The organism is Streptomyces sp. NPDC098101, assembly GCF_044760185.1.
In the GTDB taxonomy this organism is placed as follows: Bacteria; Actinomycetota; Actinomycetes; order Streptomycetales; family Streptomycetaceae; genus Streptomyces.
Genome location: NZ_JBIWAS010000004.1, coordinates 922,284 through 938,601, shown reverse-complemented (window position 1 = coordinate 938,601; position 16,318 = coordinate 922,284). Strand labels below are relative to the sequence as shown.

15 protein-coding genes are annotated in these 16,318 nt (G+C 71.3%); 13 read left to right on the top strand and 2 right to left on the bottom strand.

Annotated features, from left to right (window positions below; genetic code table 11):
* The first annotated feature begins 270 nt into the window (after positions 1 to 270).
* The 12 genes from ACIQVI_RS22550 (at position 271) to ACIQVI_RS22495 (ending at position 13,730) form a co-directional block, all read left to right on the top strand.
* On the top strand, positions 271 to 1,689 hold the full coding sequence (locus ACIQVI_RS22550) for an ABC transporter substrate-binding protein (protein WP_403598545.1): 1,419 nt from the start codon (positions 271 to 273) through the stop codon (positions 1,687 to 1,689).
* Between the two features lie 121 nt (positions 1,690 to 1,810).
* Positions 1,811 to 2,770 carry a carbohydrate ABC transporter permease gene (locus tag ACIQVI_RS22545; RefSeq protein ID WP_403598542.1) on the top strand — a complete coding sequence of 320 codons (960 nt, stop codon included), beginning with the start codon at positions 1,811 to 1,813 and terminating at the stop codon, positions 2,768 to 2,770.
* Between the two features lie 16 nt (positions 2,771 to 2,786).
* Positions 2,787 to 3,662, top strand: a complete 876-nt coding sequence (locus ACIQVI_RS22540) for a carbohydrate ABC transporter permease (protein WP_403598539.1) — start codon at positions 2,787 to 2,789, stop codon at positions 3,660 to 3,662.
* 121 nt (positions 3,663 to 3,783) lie between these two features.
* Positions 3,784 to 5,388: a glycoside hydrolase family 13 protein gene (locus ACIQVI_RS22535; RefSeq protein WP_351970895.1), complete on the top strand. Its 1,605-nt coding sequence runs from the start codon at positions 3,784 to 3,786 to the stop codon at positions 5,386 to 5,388.
* 163 nt (positions 5,389 to 5,551) lie between these two features.
* Complete coding sequence (locus ACIQVI_RS22530; RefSeq protein ID WP_403598536.1) at positions 5,552 to 7,591, top strand: glycosyl hydrolase family 28-related protein; 2,040 nt, start codon at positions 5,552 to 5,554, stop codon at positions 7,589 to 7,591.
* A gap of 76 nt (positions 7,592 to 7,667) precedes the next feature.
* Complete coding sequence (locus tag ACIQVI_RS22525) at positions 7,668 to 8,537, top strand: HipA family kinase (protein ID WP_403598533.1); 870 nt, start codon at positions 7,668 to 7,670, stop codon at positions 8,535 to 8,537.
* On the top strand, positions 8,534 to 8,917 hold the full coding sequence (locus tag ACIQVI_RS22520; RefSeq protein WP_030214460.1) for a DUF3037 domain-containing protein: 384 nt from the start codon (positions 8,534 to 8,536) through the stop codon (positions 8,915 to 8,917). The genes ACIQVI_RS22525 and ACIQVI_RS22520 overlap by 4 nt, the downstream gene beginning before the upstream one ends.
* Positions 8,918 to 9,095: 178 nt before the next feature.
* Entirely contained in the window at positions 9,096 to 9,857 is a 762-nt protein-coding gene (gene fabG, locus ACIQVI_RS22515) for a 3-oxoacyl-ACP reductase FabG (protein WP_403598530.1), read from the top strand.
* Between the two features lie 34 nt (positions 9,858 to 9,891).
* Entirely contained in the window at positions 9,892 to 10,659 is a 768-nt protein-coding gene (locus ACIQVI_RS22510; RefSeq protein WP_351969159.1) for an SDR family oxidoreductase, read from the top strand.
* 148 nt (positions 10,660 to 10,807) lie between these two features.
* The gene (locus ACIQVI_RS22505; protein WP_351969158.1) at positions 10,808 to 12,388 is read left to right on the top strand and encodes an ABC transporter substrate-binding protein; all 1,581 of its coding nucleotides are present in this window, start codon (positions 10,808 to 10,810) and stop codon (positions 12,386 to 12,388) included.
* Positions 12,389 to 12,503: 115 nt separating this feature from the next.
* Positions 12,504 to 13,187 (top strand): uracil-DNA glycosylase, encoded by a 684-nt coding sequence (ung, locus tag ACIQVI_RS22500; RefSeq protein ID WP_351969157.1) that lies wholly within the window; start codon positions 12,504 to 12,506, stop codon positions 13,185 to 13,187.
* Between the two features lie 69 nt (positions 13,188 to 13,256).
* Positions 13,257 to 13,730, top strand: coding sequence for a hypothetical protein (locus tag ACIQVI_RS22495; RefSeq protein WP_121831386.1), 474 nt, complete (start codon positions 13,257 to 13,259; stop codon positions 13,728 to 13,730).
* Positions 13,731 to 13,761: 31 nt separating this feature from the next.
* On the opposite strand, the gene ACIQVI_RS22490 is transcribed toward ACIQVI_RS22495, so the two are convergent.
* On the bottom strand, positions 13,762 to 14,253 hold the full coding sequence (locus tag ACIQVI_RS22490) for a hypothetical protein (RefSeq protein WP_403598525.1): 492 nt from the start codon (positions 14,251 to 14,253) through the stop codon (positions 13,762 to 13,764).
* Positions 14,254 to 14,411: 158 nt separating this feature from the next.
* Complete coding sequence (locus tag ACIQVI_RS22485; RefSeq protein ID WP_351969155.1) at positions 14,412 to 14,948, bottom strand: DinB family protein; 537 nt, start codon at positions 14,946 to 14,948, stop codon at positions 14,412 to 14,414.
* A 178-nt stretch (positions 14,949 to 15,126) separates the two neighbouring features.
* Here ACIQVI_RS22485 and ACIQVI_RS22480 point away from each other — a divergent pair, with 178 nt between their 5' ends.
* Positions 15,127 to 16,032, top strand: a complete 906-nt coding sequence (locus ACIQVI_RS22480; protein WP_403598521.1) for a Gfo/Idh/MocA family protein — start codon at positions 15,127 to 15,129, stop codon at positions 16,030 to 16,032.
* Positions 16,033 to 16,318 lie beyond the last annotated feature (286 nt).

Here is a 16,318-nt window from a genome sequence, read left to right as displayed (position 1 = left end):
CCCGGAAGGGACCCGGGCCGGCCGCGACGCCGCGGGACGCTCCGGCGCGCCCCGGCGCGCCTCCGTCCGGCCCTGCTCCCTGTCGACCAGGTACGTGTCGGTCACGTTTCGATTACGCCTGACTGTCGTGCAATTGCGAAATCAGCGCGAGATATTGCGTTCACTTGTTGGTGGTGATTGAGTGTGCCGCACCCCGCCACGCCATCGGCGACGGGGTGACCTCCACTCCACGCACCGCTCCTCCTCGTTCATGCCCGAAGGGGTCCACTCATGAGAACTGCCCGGTTCCGTCGCAGCCGTCGTGCCGCCGCGATCACCCTCGTCTCCGCCCTGTCGCTGACCGCGCTCGCCGCCTGCGGCACGAGCAGCAGCGGCGACGACAACAGCGACGGATCCCAGCAGAACGGTTCGTCCGACCCGACGACGCCGCTGGACCCGAAGACCAAGGTGACGCTCACGATCGACTGCATGCCGCCCACGGCGAAGGCGGCCGAGCTCAAGGAGTGGAAGGAGGACGTCGCCGAGTTCAACAAGACGTACCCGAACGTCACCATCGAGGGCCGCTCCACCCCCGGCCAGTGCCTGGAGCCCCCGCGCTTCACCGCGATGCTCAAGGCCAAGTCGCAGCCGGACGTGTTCTACACGTACTTCACCGACCTGCCGCAGGTCCTCGACAACGACGGCGCCGCGGACATCACGGCGTACGTCAACGACAAGACCGTCCCGGCGCTGAAGGACATCGACCCGAACGTCCTCGCCTCGCTCAAGCAGGACGGCAAGCTCTACGGCCTGCCCACCAGCAACTACACCATGGGCCTGCTGATCAACCGCAAGCTCTTCAAGGACGCCGGCCTGAACCCGGACGCCCCGCCGCGCACCTGGGACGAGGTCCGCACCGCCGCCAAGAAGATCGCCGGCCTGGGCGGGGGCGTCGCCGGCTTCGGCGAGTACAGCGCGGGCAACACCGGCGGCTGGCACTTCACCGCGCAGATGTACAGCCTCGGCGGCGACGTCGTGGACGCGAGCGGCAAGAAGGCCGCGTTCAACACCGACCTGGGCCGCCAGGTCGTGAAGAACCTCCACGCCATGCGCTGGGAGGACGACTCCATGGGCAAGACCCAGCTGCTCAAGTGGGGCGACCTCCAGAAGCAGATCGCCACCGACAAGCTCGGCATGTTCCTCGCCGCCCCCGACGACATCGCCTACATGGTCCAGCAGCTCGGCGCCAAGTACGAGAACTTCGGCATGGGCCCGATCCCCGGCGGCAAGAACACGCTCGCGGGCGGCAACGACTACATGATCAAGAAGGGCATATCCGGCGACAAGATCAAGGCCGCGGTCGCCTGGCTGAACTTCAAGAACCTCACCGTCGGCAAGGGCCAGTTCGACTGGGCCCGCACCAAGGCCGACGGCCTCCCGGTCGGCATCCCGCAGCCCAACTTCTGGCTGAACGAGTCCAAGACCAAGGACGACGCCGCCCGCCTCCAGCACGCCACCATGCCGGTCGAGAACTTCAAGGCCTTCATGGACAACCCGGTCGCCGGCAAGAACGAGCCGCCGAAGGCGCAGGAGGTCTACAAGGTCCTCGACAACGTCATGTCCGCCGTCCTCACCAACAAGGACGCCGACGTCGACAAGCTCCTCTCCACCGCCGAGGCGCAGGTCAACCAGGTCCTCGCCACCCAGTGAGCGGGTCCGGGCGGGGCGGCGGAAGCCCGCCCCGCCCACGGGCCGGTCCCCGTCGACCGGCCCGCCCGTACGCCCGACACCACCGGGCCCCGAAACCGGCAGACAGCACCGAGGAGAGACGATGTCGGCCCCCAGCCTGACCCCGAGCAAGGCGGACGCCCCCCGCCCCGCCCCGCCCCGAGCGGCGGCTCCCGCACCGGCCGCCGGCCGGTTCGCCCGGGGCCTACGGCGCAACCTGACCGCCCACGGCTTCCTCATCGGCGCGGTGCTGTGCTTCGGCGTCTTCTCCTGGTACCCGATGGTGCGGGAGTTCTTCCTCGCCTTCCAGAAGACCGAGGGCGGCCGCACCACCTGGGTCGGCCTCGACAACCTGAACACGGTCGTCAACGACCCGGCCTTCTGGCAGGCGTGGGGCAACACCGCCCTGTTCACCGTGCTCGCGCTGGTCCTCGGCTTCGCGGTGCCCTTCCTCGTCGCGGTGGTCGTCAACGAGTTCCACCACGGCCAGGGCTACCTCCGGCTCCTCGTCTACCTGCCCGTCATGCTGCCGCCGGTCGCCTCGGTCCTCCTCTTCAAGTACCTCTACGACCCCGGCTACGGACTCCTCAACGAACTGTTCACCTCGGTCGGACTGCCCGAGCAGCAGTGGCTCCAGGACCCCGACCTCTCGATGCTCGCCGTCGTCGTCGCCTCCACCTGGATGAACATGGGCGGCGCGACCCTGATCTACCTCGCCTCGCTCCAGTCCATCCCCGGCGAGCTGTACGAGGCCGCCGAGCTCGACGGCGCCGGCCTGCTGCGCAAGATCTGGCACGTCACCATCCCGCAGACCCGCCTCATCCTGTCGCTGATGGCGCTCATGCAGGTCATCGCCACGATGCAGGTCTTCGTGGAGCCGTTCCTGCTCACCGGCGGCGCGGGCCCCGAGGGCTCGACCACCACCGTCGTCTACCTCATCTACCAGTACGCCTTCAACTTCAACAACTACGGTGCCGCGGCGGCGCTCGGCCTGCTCCTGCTCGTACTGCTCGCCGGTTTCTCGGCGGTGTACGTCAAGCTCAGCCGCGCCGAGGACGAATAGGACCGGAGACCCAGCCATGTCCACACGCACGCTCATCTCGCCGGCCGTCCTCGCCAGGCCCCGCGGCAAGGTCCTCTACTGGACCGTCTTCACCGCCGTCGTCCTCCTCTTCACCCTGGTCTTCCTCGGCCCCCTCTACTGGCTCGTGTCCAGCGGCTTCAAGGACGCCCAGGAGGTCATCCAGACCCCGCCCACCCTGGTCCCGGGCTCCTTCGAACCCGGGAACTACACCCGGGCCTGGGAGGTCATGGACCTCGCCACCCTCCTCTTCAACACCCTCTACTACGCCTTCGGCGCCCTCGCCTTCCAGCTCGTCCTCGACGTCGCCGCCGCCTACTCCCTCTCCAAGCTGCGGCCCGTCTTCGGCAAGGCGATCCTCGGCATGATGCTCGCCACCCTGATGATCCCGGCGACCGTCCTCGTCGTCCCCCAGTACCTCACCGTGCTCGACGTGCCCGTCGTCGAGCGCAACCTGCTCAACACGCCGTGGGCCATCTGGCTCCCGGCCGTCACCAACGCCTTCAACATCTTCCTGCTGAAGCGGTTCTTCGACTCCATCCCCAAGGAACTGCTCGACGCCGCCTCGATGGACGGGGCCTCGCCCCTGCGGGTCCTGTGGTCGATCGTCCTGCCGATCTCCCGGCCCATCCTCGGCGTCGTGTCGATCTTCGCGGTCGTGGGGGTGTGGAAGGACTTCCTCTGGCCCATGCTCACCCTGCCCGACCCGTCCAAGCAGACGCTCAACGTCGGCATCTACTCGCTCTCCAACGGCGTCCCGGTGAACGTGCTGATCGCCGCGCTCACCATCGCCTCCCTCCCCACGCTGCTGATCTTCCTGGTCTTCCAGCGGAACATCATGAGCGGCCTCACCGCCGGCGGCCTCAAGGGCTGAACAGGCCCGCACCCCCGCCCCGTCACGAGCCCGCACCCCATAAGCCTTCGCCGCCGGCCCCTCCGCCGCCCCGCTGTCCGGGCCGGCGGCGAAGAACCACCCTGCCCGAAAGGACCGTCCCGTGGCAGCCCCTCATCCGCCCCGCACCGACGACTGGTGGCGCGACGCCGTCATCTACCAGGTCTACCCGCGCAGCTTCGCCGACGGCGACGGCGACGGCACCGGGGACCTCGCGGGCGTCCGGGCGAGACTGCCCTACCTCGCCGAACTCGGCGTCGACGCCCTCTGGTTCACCCCCTGGTACGCCTCCCCGATGGTGGACGGCGGCTACGACGTCGCCGACTACCGGGCCGTCGACCCGGCCTTCGGCACCCTCGACGAGGCCGAGAAGCTCATCGCCGAAGCCGCCGAACTGGGCCTGCGCGTCATCGTCGACATCGTCCCCAACCACGTCTCCGACCAGCACGCCTGGTTCCGCGAGGCCCTCGCCGCCGGCCCCGGCAGCCCCGAACGGGAACGCTTCCACTTCCGCCCCGGCCGCGGCGAGAACGGCGAACTCCCGCCCAACGACTGGCCCTCGCAGTTCTCCGGGAACACCTGGACCCGAGTCCCCGACGGCGAGTGGTACCTCCACCTCTTCACCCCGGAACAGCCCGACCTCAACTGGGCCCACCCCGACGTCCGCCGCGAGCACGAGGACATCCTGCGCTTCTGGTTCGCGCGCGGCGTCGCCGGCGTCCGCATCGACTCCGCCGCCCTCCTCACCAAGGACCCCGACCTCCGCGACTTCACCGAGGGCGTCGACCCCCATCCGTACATCGACCTCGACGAGATCCACGACGTCTACCGCTCCTGGCGGGCCGTCGCGGACGAGTACGGCGGCGTCTTCGTCGGCGAGGTCTGGCTGCCCGACGCCGAGCGCTTCGCCCGCTACCTGCGCCCCGACGAACTGCACACCGCCTTCAACTTCAACTTCCTCGCCTGCCCCTGGGACCCCGACCGGCTGCGCCGCACCATCGACGACACCCTCGCCGAGCACGCCCCCGTCCACGCCCCCGCCACCTGGGTGCTCTGCAACCACGACGTCACCCGCACCGCCACCCGCTACGGCCGCGCGAACACCGGCTTCGACTTCGCCGAGAAGCGCTTCGGCACCCCCACCGACCCGGAGCTCGGCACCCGCAGGGCCCGCGCGGCCGCCCTGCTCACCCTCGCCCTGCCCGGCTCGGTCTACCTGTACCAGGGCGAGGAACTGGGCCTGCCCGAGGCCGACATCCCCCTGGACCGCATCCAGGACCCCATGCACTTCCGCTCCGGCGGCACCGACCCCGGCCGCGACGGCTGCCGCGTCCCCCTCCCCTGGGAGGCCGACGCCCCCTCGTACGGATTCGGCGCCGGTACGGACCCCTGGCTGCCGCAGCCGGACGGCTGGGGCCGCTACGCCGTCGACCGGCAGGCCGCCGACCCGGGCTCGATGCTCGTCCTCTACCGCACGGCGCTGGAACTGCGCAGGGCCGAGGCCGCGTTCGGGGACGGGCCCATGCGGTGGCTGCCGTCGCCCGAGGGGGTCCTGGCCTTCGCCCGCGCGGAGGACCTCCAGTGCGTGGTGAACCTCTCCGGCGCGCCCGTCGACCTCCCGGCGCACACCGGCGTCCTGCTGGCCAGCGAGCCGCTGCCGGCGGACGGCTCCCTCCCCCCGGACACCGCCGTCTGGCTGCGCACCTGACCGCGCCGCCCGCGGCGGAACGCCCGGTGCGCGCCCCCGGCCACGGGGACGCGCACCGGGCTCCCGGCTCCCACGGCCCGGGCCCCGCGCCCGGACGACGTCCGCGTCACCTCCGCGTCACCCCCGACAGATCCGTGTCACCTCCGACAGAAGTGAGCCCGACATGAGTCCGAGCCGATCAGGACGCGGCGCGCGCGGCGGCCGAAGAGCCGCCCTGGCGATCGCCGCCCTCGCACTGAGCACGAGCGTGCTCCTCGACGGCGTGGCCGCGGCGGGGACCGGGAGCCGGGGGCCGGCCGCCCGGGGGCCCGTGGTCACCCGGGCCGCCCTCGCCCCCGACCTCGTCGCCGGCCGCGGCGCCACCGTGGCCTTCGACGAGCAGGAGGCGGAGAACGCCGCCACCACCGGCACGGTCATCGGACCGGACCGCACCCCGTACACGCTTCCCTCCGAGGCCTCGGGGCGCTCCGCCGTACGGCTGACCGCCGGGCAGCACGTCGAGTTCGTCCTGCCGCGGGCCGCCAACGCCCTCACCGTCCGCTACAGCATCCCCGACGCGCCCGGGGGCGGCGGCATCACCGCCCCGCTCGACGTCGCCGTCGACGGACGCCACCGCACGACGATGACGCTGACCTCCCAGTACTCCTGGCTCTACAACCAGTACCCCTTCACCAACGACCCGCGCGCCGACCTGCTCCACCCCGACTGGTGGATCACCGAGTGCGCCTGCGTCCCGGCGGCCACCACGCCGGCCCCGGAGATCGCCAAGCCCTTCCGGCCCACCCACTTCTACGACGAGCAGCGCCTCCTCCTCGGCCGTACGTACCGGGCCGGCGACCGGATCCGCCTCACCGTCCCGGCCGGCAGCCCCGCCGCCTGGACCGTGATCGACCTCCTCGACACCGAACTGGTCGCCCCGCCGCACGTGGAGCGCGGCGGCGTGAACGTCCTGGCCTTCGGCGCCGACCCCACCGGCCGCCGGGACGCGGCCCCCGCCGTCGAGCGCGCCATCGCCTTCGCCCGCCGCGTCGGCCGGCCCGTGTACCTGCCGCCGGGCACCTTCCGGGTCGACCGGCACATCGTCGTCGACGACGTCACGATCGTCGGCGCGGGCAACTGGCACACGGTCCTCAAGGGCCGCCAGGTCGCCCTGGCCGAACCCGCGCCCGACGGATCCCGCCACACCGGCGTCGGCCTCTACGGCAGGAGCGCCGCCGAGGGCGGCAGCCGCGACGTGCACCTGCGCGGCTTCGCGATCGAGGGCGACGTCCGCGAGCGGATCGACACCGACCAGGTCAACGCCATCGGCGGCGCCATGAGCGACTCCACGATCGACGGCCTCCACCTGCACCGCACCAAGGTCGGCCTGTGGTTCGACGGCCCGATGTCGAACGTGAGGGTCACGAACAACGTCATCACCGACCAGATCGCCGACGCCCTCAACTTCCACACCGGCGTCACCGACTCCCTCGTCCACAACAACTTCGTCCGCAACACCGGCGACGACGGCCTGGCCATGTGGTCGGACACGACCGCCGACGCGCGCAACACCTTCTCCCGCAACACCGTGCAGTCCCCGACCCTCGCCAACGGCATCGCGATCTACGGCGGCGAGGACAACACCGTCAGCGGCAACCTCGTCGCCGACCCCGTACGGGAGGGCAGCGGCCTGCACGCCGGGTCCCGCTTCGGCGCCGAGCCCTTCACCGGCACCCTCCGCTTCACCGGCAACACCACGGTCCGCGCCGGCACCCTCGACCTCAACTGGAGGATCGGCCTCGGCGCCATCTGGTTCTATGCCCTGGACCGGAGCATCGACGCCGACGTCCGGGTCACCGGCGACCACTACCTCGACTCGACCCACAACGCGATCATGCTGGTCAGCGAGTACGGGGTGAAGGACCGGGTGGACGTCCCGGCCGTCCACTTCAAGGACGTCCGCGTCGACGGCACCGGCAACTCCGTCCTCAGCGCCCGGGTGAAGGGCTCCGCCACCTTCGAGAACGTCGACGCCCGCAACGTCGGGGCCGTCGGGGTCAACAACTGCGGCTCCTTCAACTTCCCCGCCACGGGCTCGGAGTTCGCCCTGACCGACCTCGGCGGCAACGACGGCGGCTGGCTCGCCCCCTGGCTCCTGCCCAACACCCTCACCTGCGACGACCGCCCACCGGTCGTCGCACCTCCGGCGCCGTCCCGCTGGTGACGCGGCCCGCGCCGTCACGGCCGGGCGGCCCGGAAATCCGGGCCGCCCGGCTCGTTCAGGCGGTTAACCTGGGGAAATGCTGACAGAAGTGACAGCGACCCGCTACGTCACGCCCCTGCGTGAAGGCGGCTCGCTCCCCGGGATCGTCGAGGCCGACGACCTCGGCACGTACGTGATGAAGTTCACCGGCGCGGGGCAGGGCCGCAAGACCCTGGTCGCCGAGGTGATCTGCGGGCAGCTGGCCCGCCGGCTCGGGCTGCGGGTGCCCGAGCTCGTCGCCATCCAGCTCGACCCGGTCATCGGGCTCTCCGAGCCCGACCAGGAGGTGCAGGAGCTGCTCAAGGCGAGCGGCGGGCTCAACCTGGGCATGGACTTCCTGCCCGGGTCGCTGGGCTTCGACCCGCTGGCGTACGAGGTGGACCCGGCGGAGGCGGGCCGGGTCGTCTGGTTCGACGCCGTGATCAACAACGTCGACCGGTCCTGGCGCAACCCGAACATGCTCGTCTGGCACGGCGACCTGTGGCTCATCGACCACGGCGCCACCATGATCTGGCACCACAACTGGAAGGGCGCCCAGGCGTCCGCCGCCAAACCGTACGACGCCTCCGACCACGCGCTCGCCCCCTTCGCCCCCGACGTCGCCGCCGCGGCCGCCGAGCTCGCGCCGCTCGTCACGCGCGAGCTCCTCGACGAGGTCGCCGCCGACGTGCCCGACGAGTGGCTGGTGGACGAGCCCGGCTTCTCGGGCCCGGACGAGGTGCGCGCCGCCTACGTCGAGGCGCTGCTGCCCCGCGCCGCCACCATCCACGAGCGGATCACGCTCGGACCGCGCACCGAGAACCGGCCCCAGCAGCCGCCCGGCTGGCTCGCCGAGCGCCTCGCGCCCCGGCCGCACGCCACCCAGAAGGCCACCGAGAAGGCCACCCAGAAGGACGGCACCACGTGAGCGACCGTGACGTCTTCGAGTACGCGCTGCTGCGCGTGGTGCCGCGGGTCGAGCGCGGCGAGTGCTTCAACGCGGGCGTGGTCGTCTACTGCCGCGCCCGCTCCTTCGTGGCCGCCCGCACGCACCTGGACGAGGCCAAGCTGACGGTGCTCGACCCGGCGGCCGACGTGACCGGGGTACGGGCGGCCCTCCGCGCCGTCGAGGGGGTCTGCCTCGGCGGGGACGCGGCCGGTCAGGCCGCGCGCGACGACGCGGGGCGCCGCTTCCGCTGGCTGATCGCGCCGCGCTCCACGGTCGTGCAGCCGGGGCCCGTGCACACCGGCCTCACCGCCGACCCCGAGGCCGAGGTGGAACGCCTGCTCGATCTCCTCGTGCGCTGAGCGTCCGCCCCCGGACGGAGCGTGACCAGGTGCACCCGGTGGGCCGTTGACACCGGGTGCCAGGGCTTCTAGCGTCTCGTCTGCGGACGATACTAAGCGGTCGCTCATGTGCGGGACGCAGGAGCGGGCGACGGTCCGGCCGCCACCAGGGACGATCCAAGGGCGAGGAGAACCAAGCATGTCCACCACCGAGCAGCGCGTAGCCGTCGTCACGGGTGCCGCACGGGGCATCGGCGCGGCCACCGCGCTCCGCCTCGCGGCCGAGGGCCGCGCCGTCGCCGTACTCGACCTCGACGAGGCGGCCTGCAAGGACACCGTCGAGAAGATCACCGCCGCGGGCGGCACCGCCCTCGCGGTCGGCTGCGACGTCTCCGACGGCGCCCAGGTGGAGGCCGCCGTCGCGCGCGTCGCCGCCGAGCTCGGGGCGCCGACGATCCTCGTCAACAACGCGGGCGTGCTCCGCGACAACCTGCTCTTCAAGATGTCCGAGTCGGACTGGGACCTCGTCGTGAACGTGCACCTGAAGGGTGCCTTCCTGATGGCGAAGGCCTGTCAGAAGCACATGGTGGACGCGGGCTTCGGCCGGATCGTCTCCCTCTCCTCCTCCTCGGCGCTCGGCAACCGCGGCCAGGCCAACTACTCCGCCGTCAAGGCCGGTCTCCAGGGCCTCACCAAGACCCTCGCCAAGGAGCTCGGCAAGTTCGGCGTCACCGCCAACGCCGTCGCCCCCGGCTTCATCGTCACCGAGATGACCGCGCAGACCGCCGAGCGCGTCGGCATGGGCTTCGAGGACTTCCAGGCCGCCGCCGCCTCCATGATCCCGGTCCAGCGGGTCGGCCGCCCCGAGGACGTCGCCAACGCGATCGCGTTCTTCACGGGCGACGACGCCGGCTTCGTCTCCGGCCAGGTCATGTACGTGGCCGGCGGCCCGCTCAACTGACGACCGGCAGCCACAGGAGCAGGAGGAGACGGACATGAGCACCAAGCAGCAGCCGGAGCCGTCCGGCAGGGTCGCCCTGGTCACCGGGGCGAGCCGGGGCATCGGCTACGGCATCGCCGAGGCGCTGGTCGCCCGCGGCGACCGGGTCGTCATCACCGGGCGCGGCGAGGAGGCCCTCAAGGAGGCCGTCGAGCGGCTCGGCGCCGACCGGGCGATCGGCGTCCCCGGCAAGGCCCACGACGAGGCCCACCAGGCCACCGCCGTCGAGGCGGCGATGGACGGTTTCGGCCGGGTGGACTTCCTGATCAACAACGCCGGTACGAATCCGGTCTTCGGCCCCATCGCGGACCTGGACCTCAATGTGGCCCGCAAGGTCTTCGAGACCAATGTGGTCTCCGCGCTCGGCTTCGCCCAGCGGACCTGGCACGCCTGGCAGAAGCGGAACGGCGGGGCGATCGTGAACATCGCCTCGATCGCCGGCGTATCCGCCTCGCCTTTCATCGGGGCGTACGGAATCAGCAAGGCCGCGATGGTCAATCTGACCCTTCAGCTGGCGCACGAATTCGCGCCGGTCGTGCGGGTCAATGCGATTGCCCCGGCCGTTGTCAAGACCAAATTCGCGCAGGCGCTCTACGAGGGCCGCGAGGCGGAGGCGGCCGCCTCCTATCCGCTCGGCCGGCTCGGCGAGCCGGAGGACATCGGCGGCGCCGCCGCCTTCCTCACCTCCTCCCAGTCGGAGTGGATCACCGGCCAGACGCTCGTCGTCGACGGCGGGATTTTCCTGAACGCCGGAGTCGGGTGACCGATAACCGGACACTTTCCGGAATTCGTGTCCGGATTGGGCCCGGTTCTGCATCGAATGCCTCAAGTGCCCCGTCAGGCTCGAACATTGACCTGACGGGGTGCTGCGGTATCGTCGGCCGACCCATGGCTGAACGAGGAGCGTGCACGTGTTCAACCGGACCAGTCTGCAGGCGGCTGCAGCCCTTGTGTCCATATCCCTGGTGACCGGATGCGGTGTCTTTTCGGACAGCGAATCCCCCGGGGATCAGAGGCTCGTGATCGGCACGACGAGTTCTCCCTCCACGCTTGATCCAGCCGCGTCCTGGGACAATGCCTGGGAACTCTTCCGGAATGTGTTCCAGACTCTGGTGAGTTTCCCCACGGGCAGCACGACGCCGCAGTCGGACGCCGCCGACTGCAAGTTCACGGACACCGCCAGCCGGGTCTTCGAGTGCAAGCTCATCGACGGCCTCACGTTCTCCAACGGGCACAAGCTGGACGCCAAGGCCGTGCAGTACTCGATCGAGCGCATCCGCACGATCAACCACAAGGGCGGCCCCAACGGGATGCTCGGCTCCCTCGACAAGATCGAGACCGTCGGCGACCGCACGATCGTCTTCCGCCTCAACAAGCCGGACGCCACCTTCCCGTTCGTCCTCGCCACCCCCGCCATGTCCATCGTGGACCCGGCCGACTATCCGGCCGACCGCCTCCGCTCCAAGGACGGCAAGGTCAGCGGCTCGGGACCGTACGTCCTCGACGGGTACACCGAGGAAAAGACGGCGGAGCTGACGAAGAACCCGACCTACAAGGGCTTCGCGCACCTCAAGAACGGGGGGGTGACCATCAAGTACTTCAAGGAGTCCGAGGCGATGGTCACGGCCCTCCGGAACAAGGAGATCGACGCCACCTACCGCGGCCTCACCGCCGAGGAGGTCATCTCCCTCCAGGACGACAAGCCCGAGAACAAGGGCCTCCAGCTCGTCGAGTCCACCGGCGCCGACATCCGCTACCTCGTCTTCAACACCCAGGACTCCTCGGTCGCCAAGCTCCCCGTCCGCAAGGCCATCGCCCAGCTCGTCGACCGCGACGAACTGGTCAACCGGGTCTACCAGGGCACCGCCGAACCCCTGTACTCCATGGTGCCCAAGGGCATCGCGACCCACACCACCAAGTTCTTCGACCGCTTCGGCACGCCGAGCGTCGAGAAGGCCACCAAGATCCTCCGCGAGGCCGGCATCGACGAGCCCGTCAAGCTGAGCTTCTGGTACACCACGGACCGCTACGGCTCCTCGACGGCCGCCGAGTTCGCCGAGCTCAAGCGGCAGCTGGAGGAGTCCGGGCTCTTCGAGGTCACCCTGAACGGCAAGCCCTGGACGGAGTTCCAGGCGGCCTACCAGAAGGGCGAGTACCCGGTCTTCGGCCGCGGCTGGTTCCCCGACTTCCCGGACCCGGACAACTTCGTCGCGCCCTTCGTGGGCAAGGAGAACGTCCTCGGCACGCCCTACCTGAGCCCCCGGATCACCGACGAGCTCCTCCCGAAGTCCCGCCGCCAGAGCGACCGCGGGACCGTCACGGACGAGTTCGTGGCGGCCCAGGAGATCATGGTCCAGGACGTCCGCCTGCTGCCCCTGTGGCAGGGCAAGCTCTACATCGCGGCCCGCGAGGACATCGGCGGCGGCGAGCGCGCCCTCGACCCGCAGACGGTCATGCAGCTCTGGGAGCTGCACCGCCGGGCCAGCTGGTAGCGGACCCGGACGGACGGGGACCGGACACGGTCGCGAAGACCTGCGGGGGCCACTGTCAGTGGCCCCCGGTAGGTTCTGGGGCGTAGACAGGAACGTCCACCGGAGGTTGTTGACCGTGACCGACACCAACATGCTGCCCGAGTCCTGGCGGGGTGTCCTCGGCGAGGAACTGCAGAAGCCGTACTTCGCCCAGCTCACCGAGTTCGTCGAGGAGGAGCGCGCCAAGGGACCGGTCTTCCCCCCGAAGGACGAGGTGTTCGCCGCCCTCGACGCCACCCCCTACGACAAGGTGAAGGTCCTGATCCTCGGTCAGGACCCCTACCACGGCGAGGGCCAGGGCCACGGCCTCTGCTTCTCCGTCCGCCCCGGCGTGAAGACCCCGCCCTCCCTGCGGAACATCTACAAGGAGATGAACGCCGAGCTCGGCCTGCCCATCCCGGACAACGGCTATCTGATGCCGTGGGCCGAGCAGGGCGTCCTCCTGCTCAACGCGGTGCTGACCGTCCGCTCCGGCGAGGCGAACTCGCACAAGGGCAAGGGCTGGGAGAAGTTCACGGACGCGGTGATCACCGCCGTCGCCTCGCGCCCCGACCCGGCCGTCTTCGTCCTGTGGGGCAACTACGCGCAGAAGAAGCTGCCCCTCATCGACGAGGAGCGGCACGTCGTGGTGAAGGGCGCCCACCCCTCGCCCCTGTCGGCGAAGAAGTTCTTCGGGTCGCACCCCTTCACGCAGATCAATGAGGCCGTGGCGGCCCAGGGCCACGAGCCGATCGACTGGCGCATCCCCGACCTCGGCTGAGCCTCGGCCCGATCCGGGCCGGAGACGGCTAGCGTCGGCCCTCCCAGTGGTGATCTTGTGGAGGTCGCGGTGACCGAGCAGCAGCAGGTGTCGGACGACGGGGTCATGACCAGGATCGGGCAGGCCCTGATGCTGCTCCACGGCGGCGACCGCGAGGAGGCCCGCAACCGCTTCGGGCTGCTCTGGCAGCAGATCGGCCCGGACGGGGACCCCCTGCACCGCTGCACCCTCGCGCACTACATGGCGGACGCCCAGGACGACCCCGACACCGAGCTGGCCTGGGACCTGCGGGCGCTGAGCGCGGCCGAGGACCTCACGGACGAGCGGCTCGCCGCGCACGACGCCTCGGCCGCGGTCCGCGCCCTGTACCCCTCGCTCCACCTCAACCTGGCCGCCGACTACGCCGGGCTTCACCGGCCCGACGCCGCGCGCGCCCATCTCGACCGGGCCCGCGCGGCGTCGGCCCACCTGGACGACGACGGCTACGGGAACGGGGTGCGGGCCGCGATCGAGCGCCTGGAACTGCGGCTGCGGGGCCGGTGACGGACGGCCGGCCCGTACGCCCGCCCCCGGCTCACCGGCCGTACGGCTCCGGACAGATCCCCGACCGGTCGCCGCCGGGGCCCAGCGCCCCGTACCGCTCGCCCAGCGCGCAGACGTCGGCCCGGGAGAGCGGCGGGTTCCCCGGCAGGTCCGCCGCCGGCCGGAGCGGTCCGGCCGACGCGGACGGCCCGGCGGGCGCGGACGGTCCGGGCGGGTCCGGTACGAACAGGTCCGGCCGGGCCGGCGGGCGCGGACGTGCGCGCGGGGGCGGTACGGCGCCGGGGCGCGGGGCCTCCGGGAGCGCCGGGGCCGCCGTCCTCCGGCCCCGCCCGTCCGTGGGGATCGCGCGGGGCGCGGCGGACGGTGGGGGAGCGGGGAGCGCCGCTTCGAGGGCCTCGCGGGCCGGGCCGTCGACGATCTGCGGCGCGACGTCCTTCCCGGGCCGTACGGGCTCCGCCGCCGGAGCGGGGGCGGGCGCCGTCGCCGGCGCGTCCACCGAGACGCAGCCGGTCAGCGCGGCCATCGCCGCCCCTAACAGGATCTTCGCTGTGGTTCGGGTTCCATGCACCCGCGCCACTCTGCTGCTCCGGCGGCGGTCTCCGCGCCCCTACCGGCGGGGAATGCCCCGCACGGGTGAGCCGGCGCGTGCCCGCTCTTGACCCCGCGGACCGGCCGGGCGGCTCAGTCGCCGGTCGCGCCGTCGATCCGCTCCCGGAGCAGGTCCGCGTGGCCGTTGTGACGGGCGTACTCCTCGATCATGTGGAGGTAGATCCAGCGGAGGTTGAACCTCGTCCCGCTGTGGTGCTTGCCGGAGTCCAGGTCGTCGAGGCCGCGGGTCGCCGTCAGGGTGCGGGCGTGGGCGATCTCGGCCTGCCAGGTGGCGTAGGCCTCCTCGTAGGTGTCCCCCTCCTTGGTGTGGATGTCCCCGTCGCGGTCCTCCTCCGACGAGTAGATCCAGTCGGTCTCCTCGCCCGCCAGGGTGTGGCGGAACCAGCCGCGCTCGACCTCGGCCATGTGCCGGACGAGACCGAGCAGGTTGAGGTCCGACGGCGGGGCGGAGGGGGTGCGCAGCTGGACGTCGTCGAGCCCCTCGCACTTCCTCGCGAGGGTCGCGCGGTGGAAGTCGAGCCACTGCTCCAGCGCTTCGCGCTCGCCCGACGTGGTGGACGGGGAGACGCGCGGGACGGTGTCGATCTGTTCGGTCGTCATGCCGGGCATCGTTCCCCATGACCGCGGGGCGATGCCACCGGATTCGGCTCTGTTCGGATCGGGTTCGGTTTCCGGGCCGGAGCGCCCACGAGGCTCTCCGCGCGGCGGCCCGACCGGCCCCGCGTAAGCTGACCGGCGCGAACGGCCCGTACCGGCGGGGCCGGCGAACGACGACAAGGGAGACCCCGTGAAGGTTGGCTGCATCGGACTCGGCGACATCGCGCAGAAGGCCTACCTTCCCGTCCTGGCCACCCTCCCCGGGATCGAACTGCACCTCCAGACCCGCACCCCCGCCACCCTGGAGCGGGTCGCCGACACCCTGCACCTGCCCGCCGCCCGGCGCCACACCACCCTCGACGGGCTGCTCTCCGTCGGGCTCGACGCGGCCTTCGTGCACGCGTCGACCGCCGCGCACGCCGAGATCGCCGAGCGGCTCGTCGAGGCCGGCGTCCCCACGTACGTCGACAAGCCGCTCGCGTACGAGTACGCCGACTCCGAGCGGATCGTGGAGCTCGCGGAGAAGCGCTCGGTCTCCCTCGCCGTCGGCTTCAACCGGCGCCTCGCCCCGAGCTACGCCCAGTGCCTGGACCACCCGCGCGACCTGATCCTGCTCCAGAAGAACCGGATCGGGCTGCCCGAGGACCCCCGCACGCTGGTCCTCGACGACTTCATCCACGTCGTCGACACCCTGCGCTTCCTGCTGCCCGGCGAGACCGAGCACATCGACGTGCGGGCCCGGGTCCGCGACGGGCTCATGCACCACGTGGTGCTCCAGCTCTCCGGCGACGGCTTCACCGCCATCGGCATGATGAACCGGATGAACGGCTCCACCGAGGAGGTCCTGGAGGTCTCGGGCCGGGACACCAAGCGCCAGGTCCTCAACCTCTCCGACGTCGTCGACCACAAGGGCCAGCCGACCGTCCGCCGGCGCGGCGACTGGGTGCCGGTGGCCCGGCAGCGCGGCATCGAGCAGGCGGTGCTCGCCTTCCTCGACGCGGTCCGCGAGGGCCGGGTGCTCAGCGCCCGCGACGCCCTCCTGACCCACGAGCTGTGCGAGCGCGTCGTACGGGAGTCCCTGGCCCAGGCGTCCTGACGCAGGGGGACACCGGACCTCCGGCCATGATGAGGCGGGTACTCGGCCGCGAGTATGCGGCGGAGCTGGAGCGGCAGGGCTTTTCGGCTCCATGCGGCGTCGGCAGGTAGTACGACAGTGCCCCTTCGCCTTCGGGCGGAGGGGCAGTCTCATCGCGTCTGGACCCCGTTGCCAGACCCTCTTGTCACACCACCCTCCAGCCCATTCGATCGCCGCGGCCCCGTACGACACGGATCCGGCCCGGGTTGCGCAATCTCGCGCAACTCCCCTGCGCACACGTCGGTTG

Bases quoted from the DNA above. Each gene is read 5' to 3' on its own strand.
- ACIQVI_RS22540 (WP_403598539.1), top strand. From the start codon at position 2,787: ATGTCCACACGCACGCTCATCTCGCCGGCCGTCCTCGCCAGGCCCCGC.
- ACIQVI_RS22525 (WP_403598533.1), top strand. From the start codon at position 7,668: ATGCTGACAGAAGTGACAGCGACCCGCTACGTCACGCCCCTGCGTGAA.
- ACIQVI_RS22485 (WP_351969155.1), bottom strand. From the start codon at position 14,948: ATGCCCGGCATGACGACCGAACAGATCGACACCGTCCCGCGCGTCTCC.
- ACIQVI_RS22550 (WP_403598545.1), top strand. From the start codon at position 271: ATGAGAACTGCCCGGTTCCGTCGCAGCCGTCGTGCCGCCGCGATCACC.
- ACIQVI_RS22545 (WP_403598542.1), top strand. From the start codon at position 1,811: ATGTCGGCCCCCAGCCTGACCCCGAGCAAGGCGGACGCCCCCCGCCCC.
- fabG (WP_403598530.1), top strand. From the start codon at position 9,096: ATGTCCACCACCGAGCAGCGCGTAGCCGTCGTCACGGGTGCCGCACGG.
- ACIQVI_RS22510 (WP_351969159.1), top strand. From the start codon at position 9,892: ATGAGCACCAAGCAGCAGCCGGAGCCGTCCGGCAGGGTCGCCCTGGTC.
- ACIQVI_RS22530 (WP_403598536.1), top strand. From the start codon at position 5,552: ATGAGTCCGAGCCGATCAGGACGCGGCGCGCGCGGCGGCCGAAGAGCC.
- ACIQVI_RS22490 (WP_403598525.1), bottom strand. From the start codon at position 14,253: ATGGCCGCGCTGACCGGCTGCGTCTCGGTGGACGCGCCGGCGACGGCG.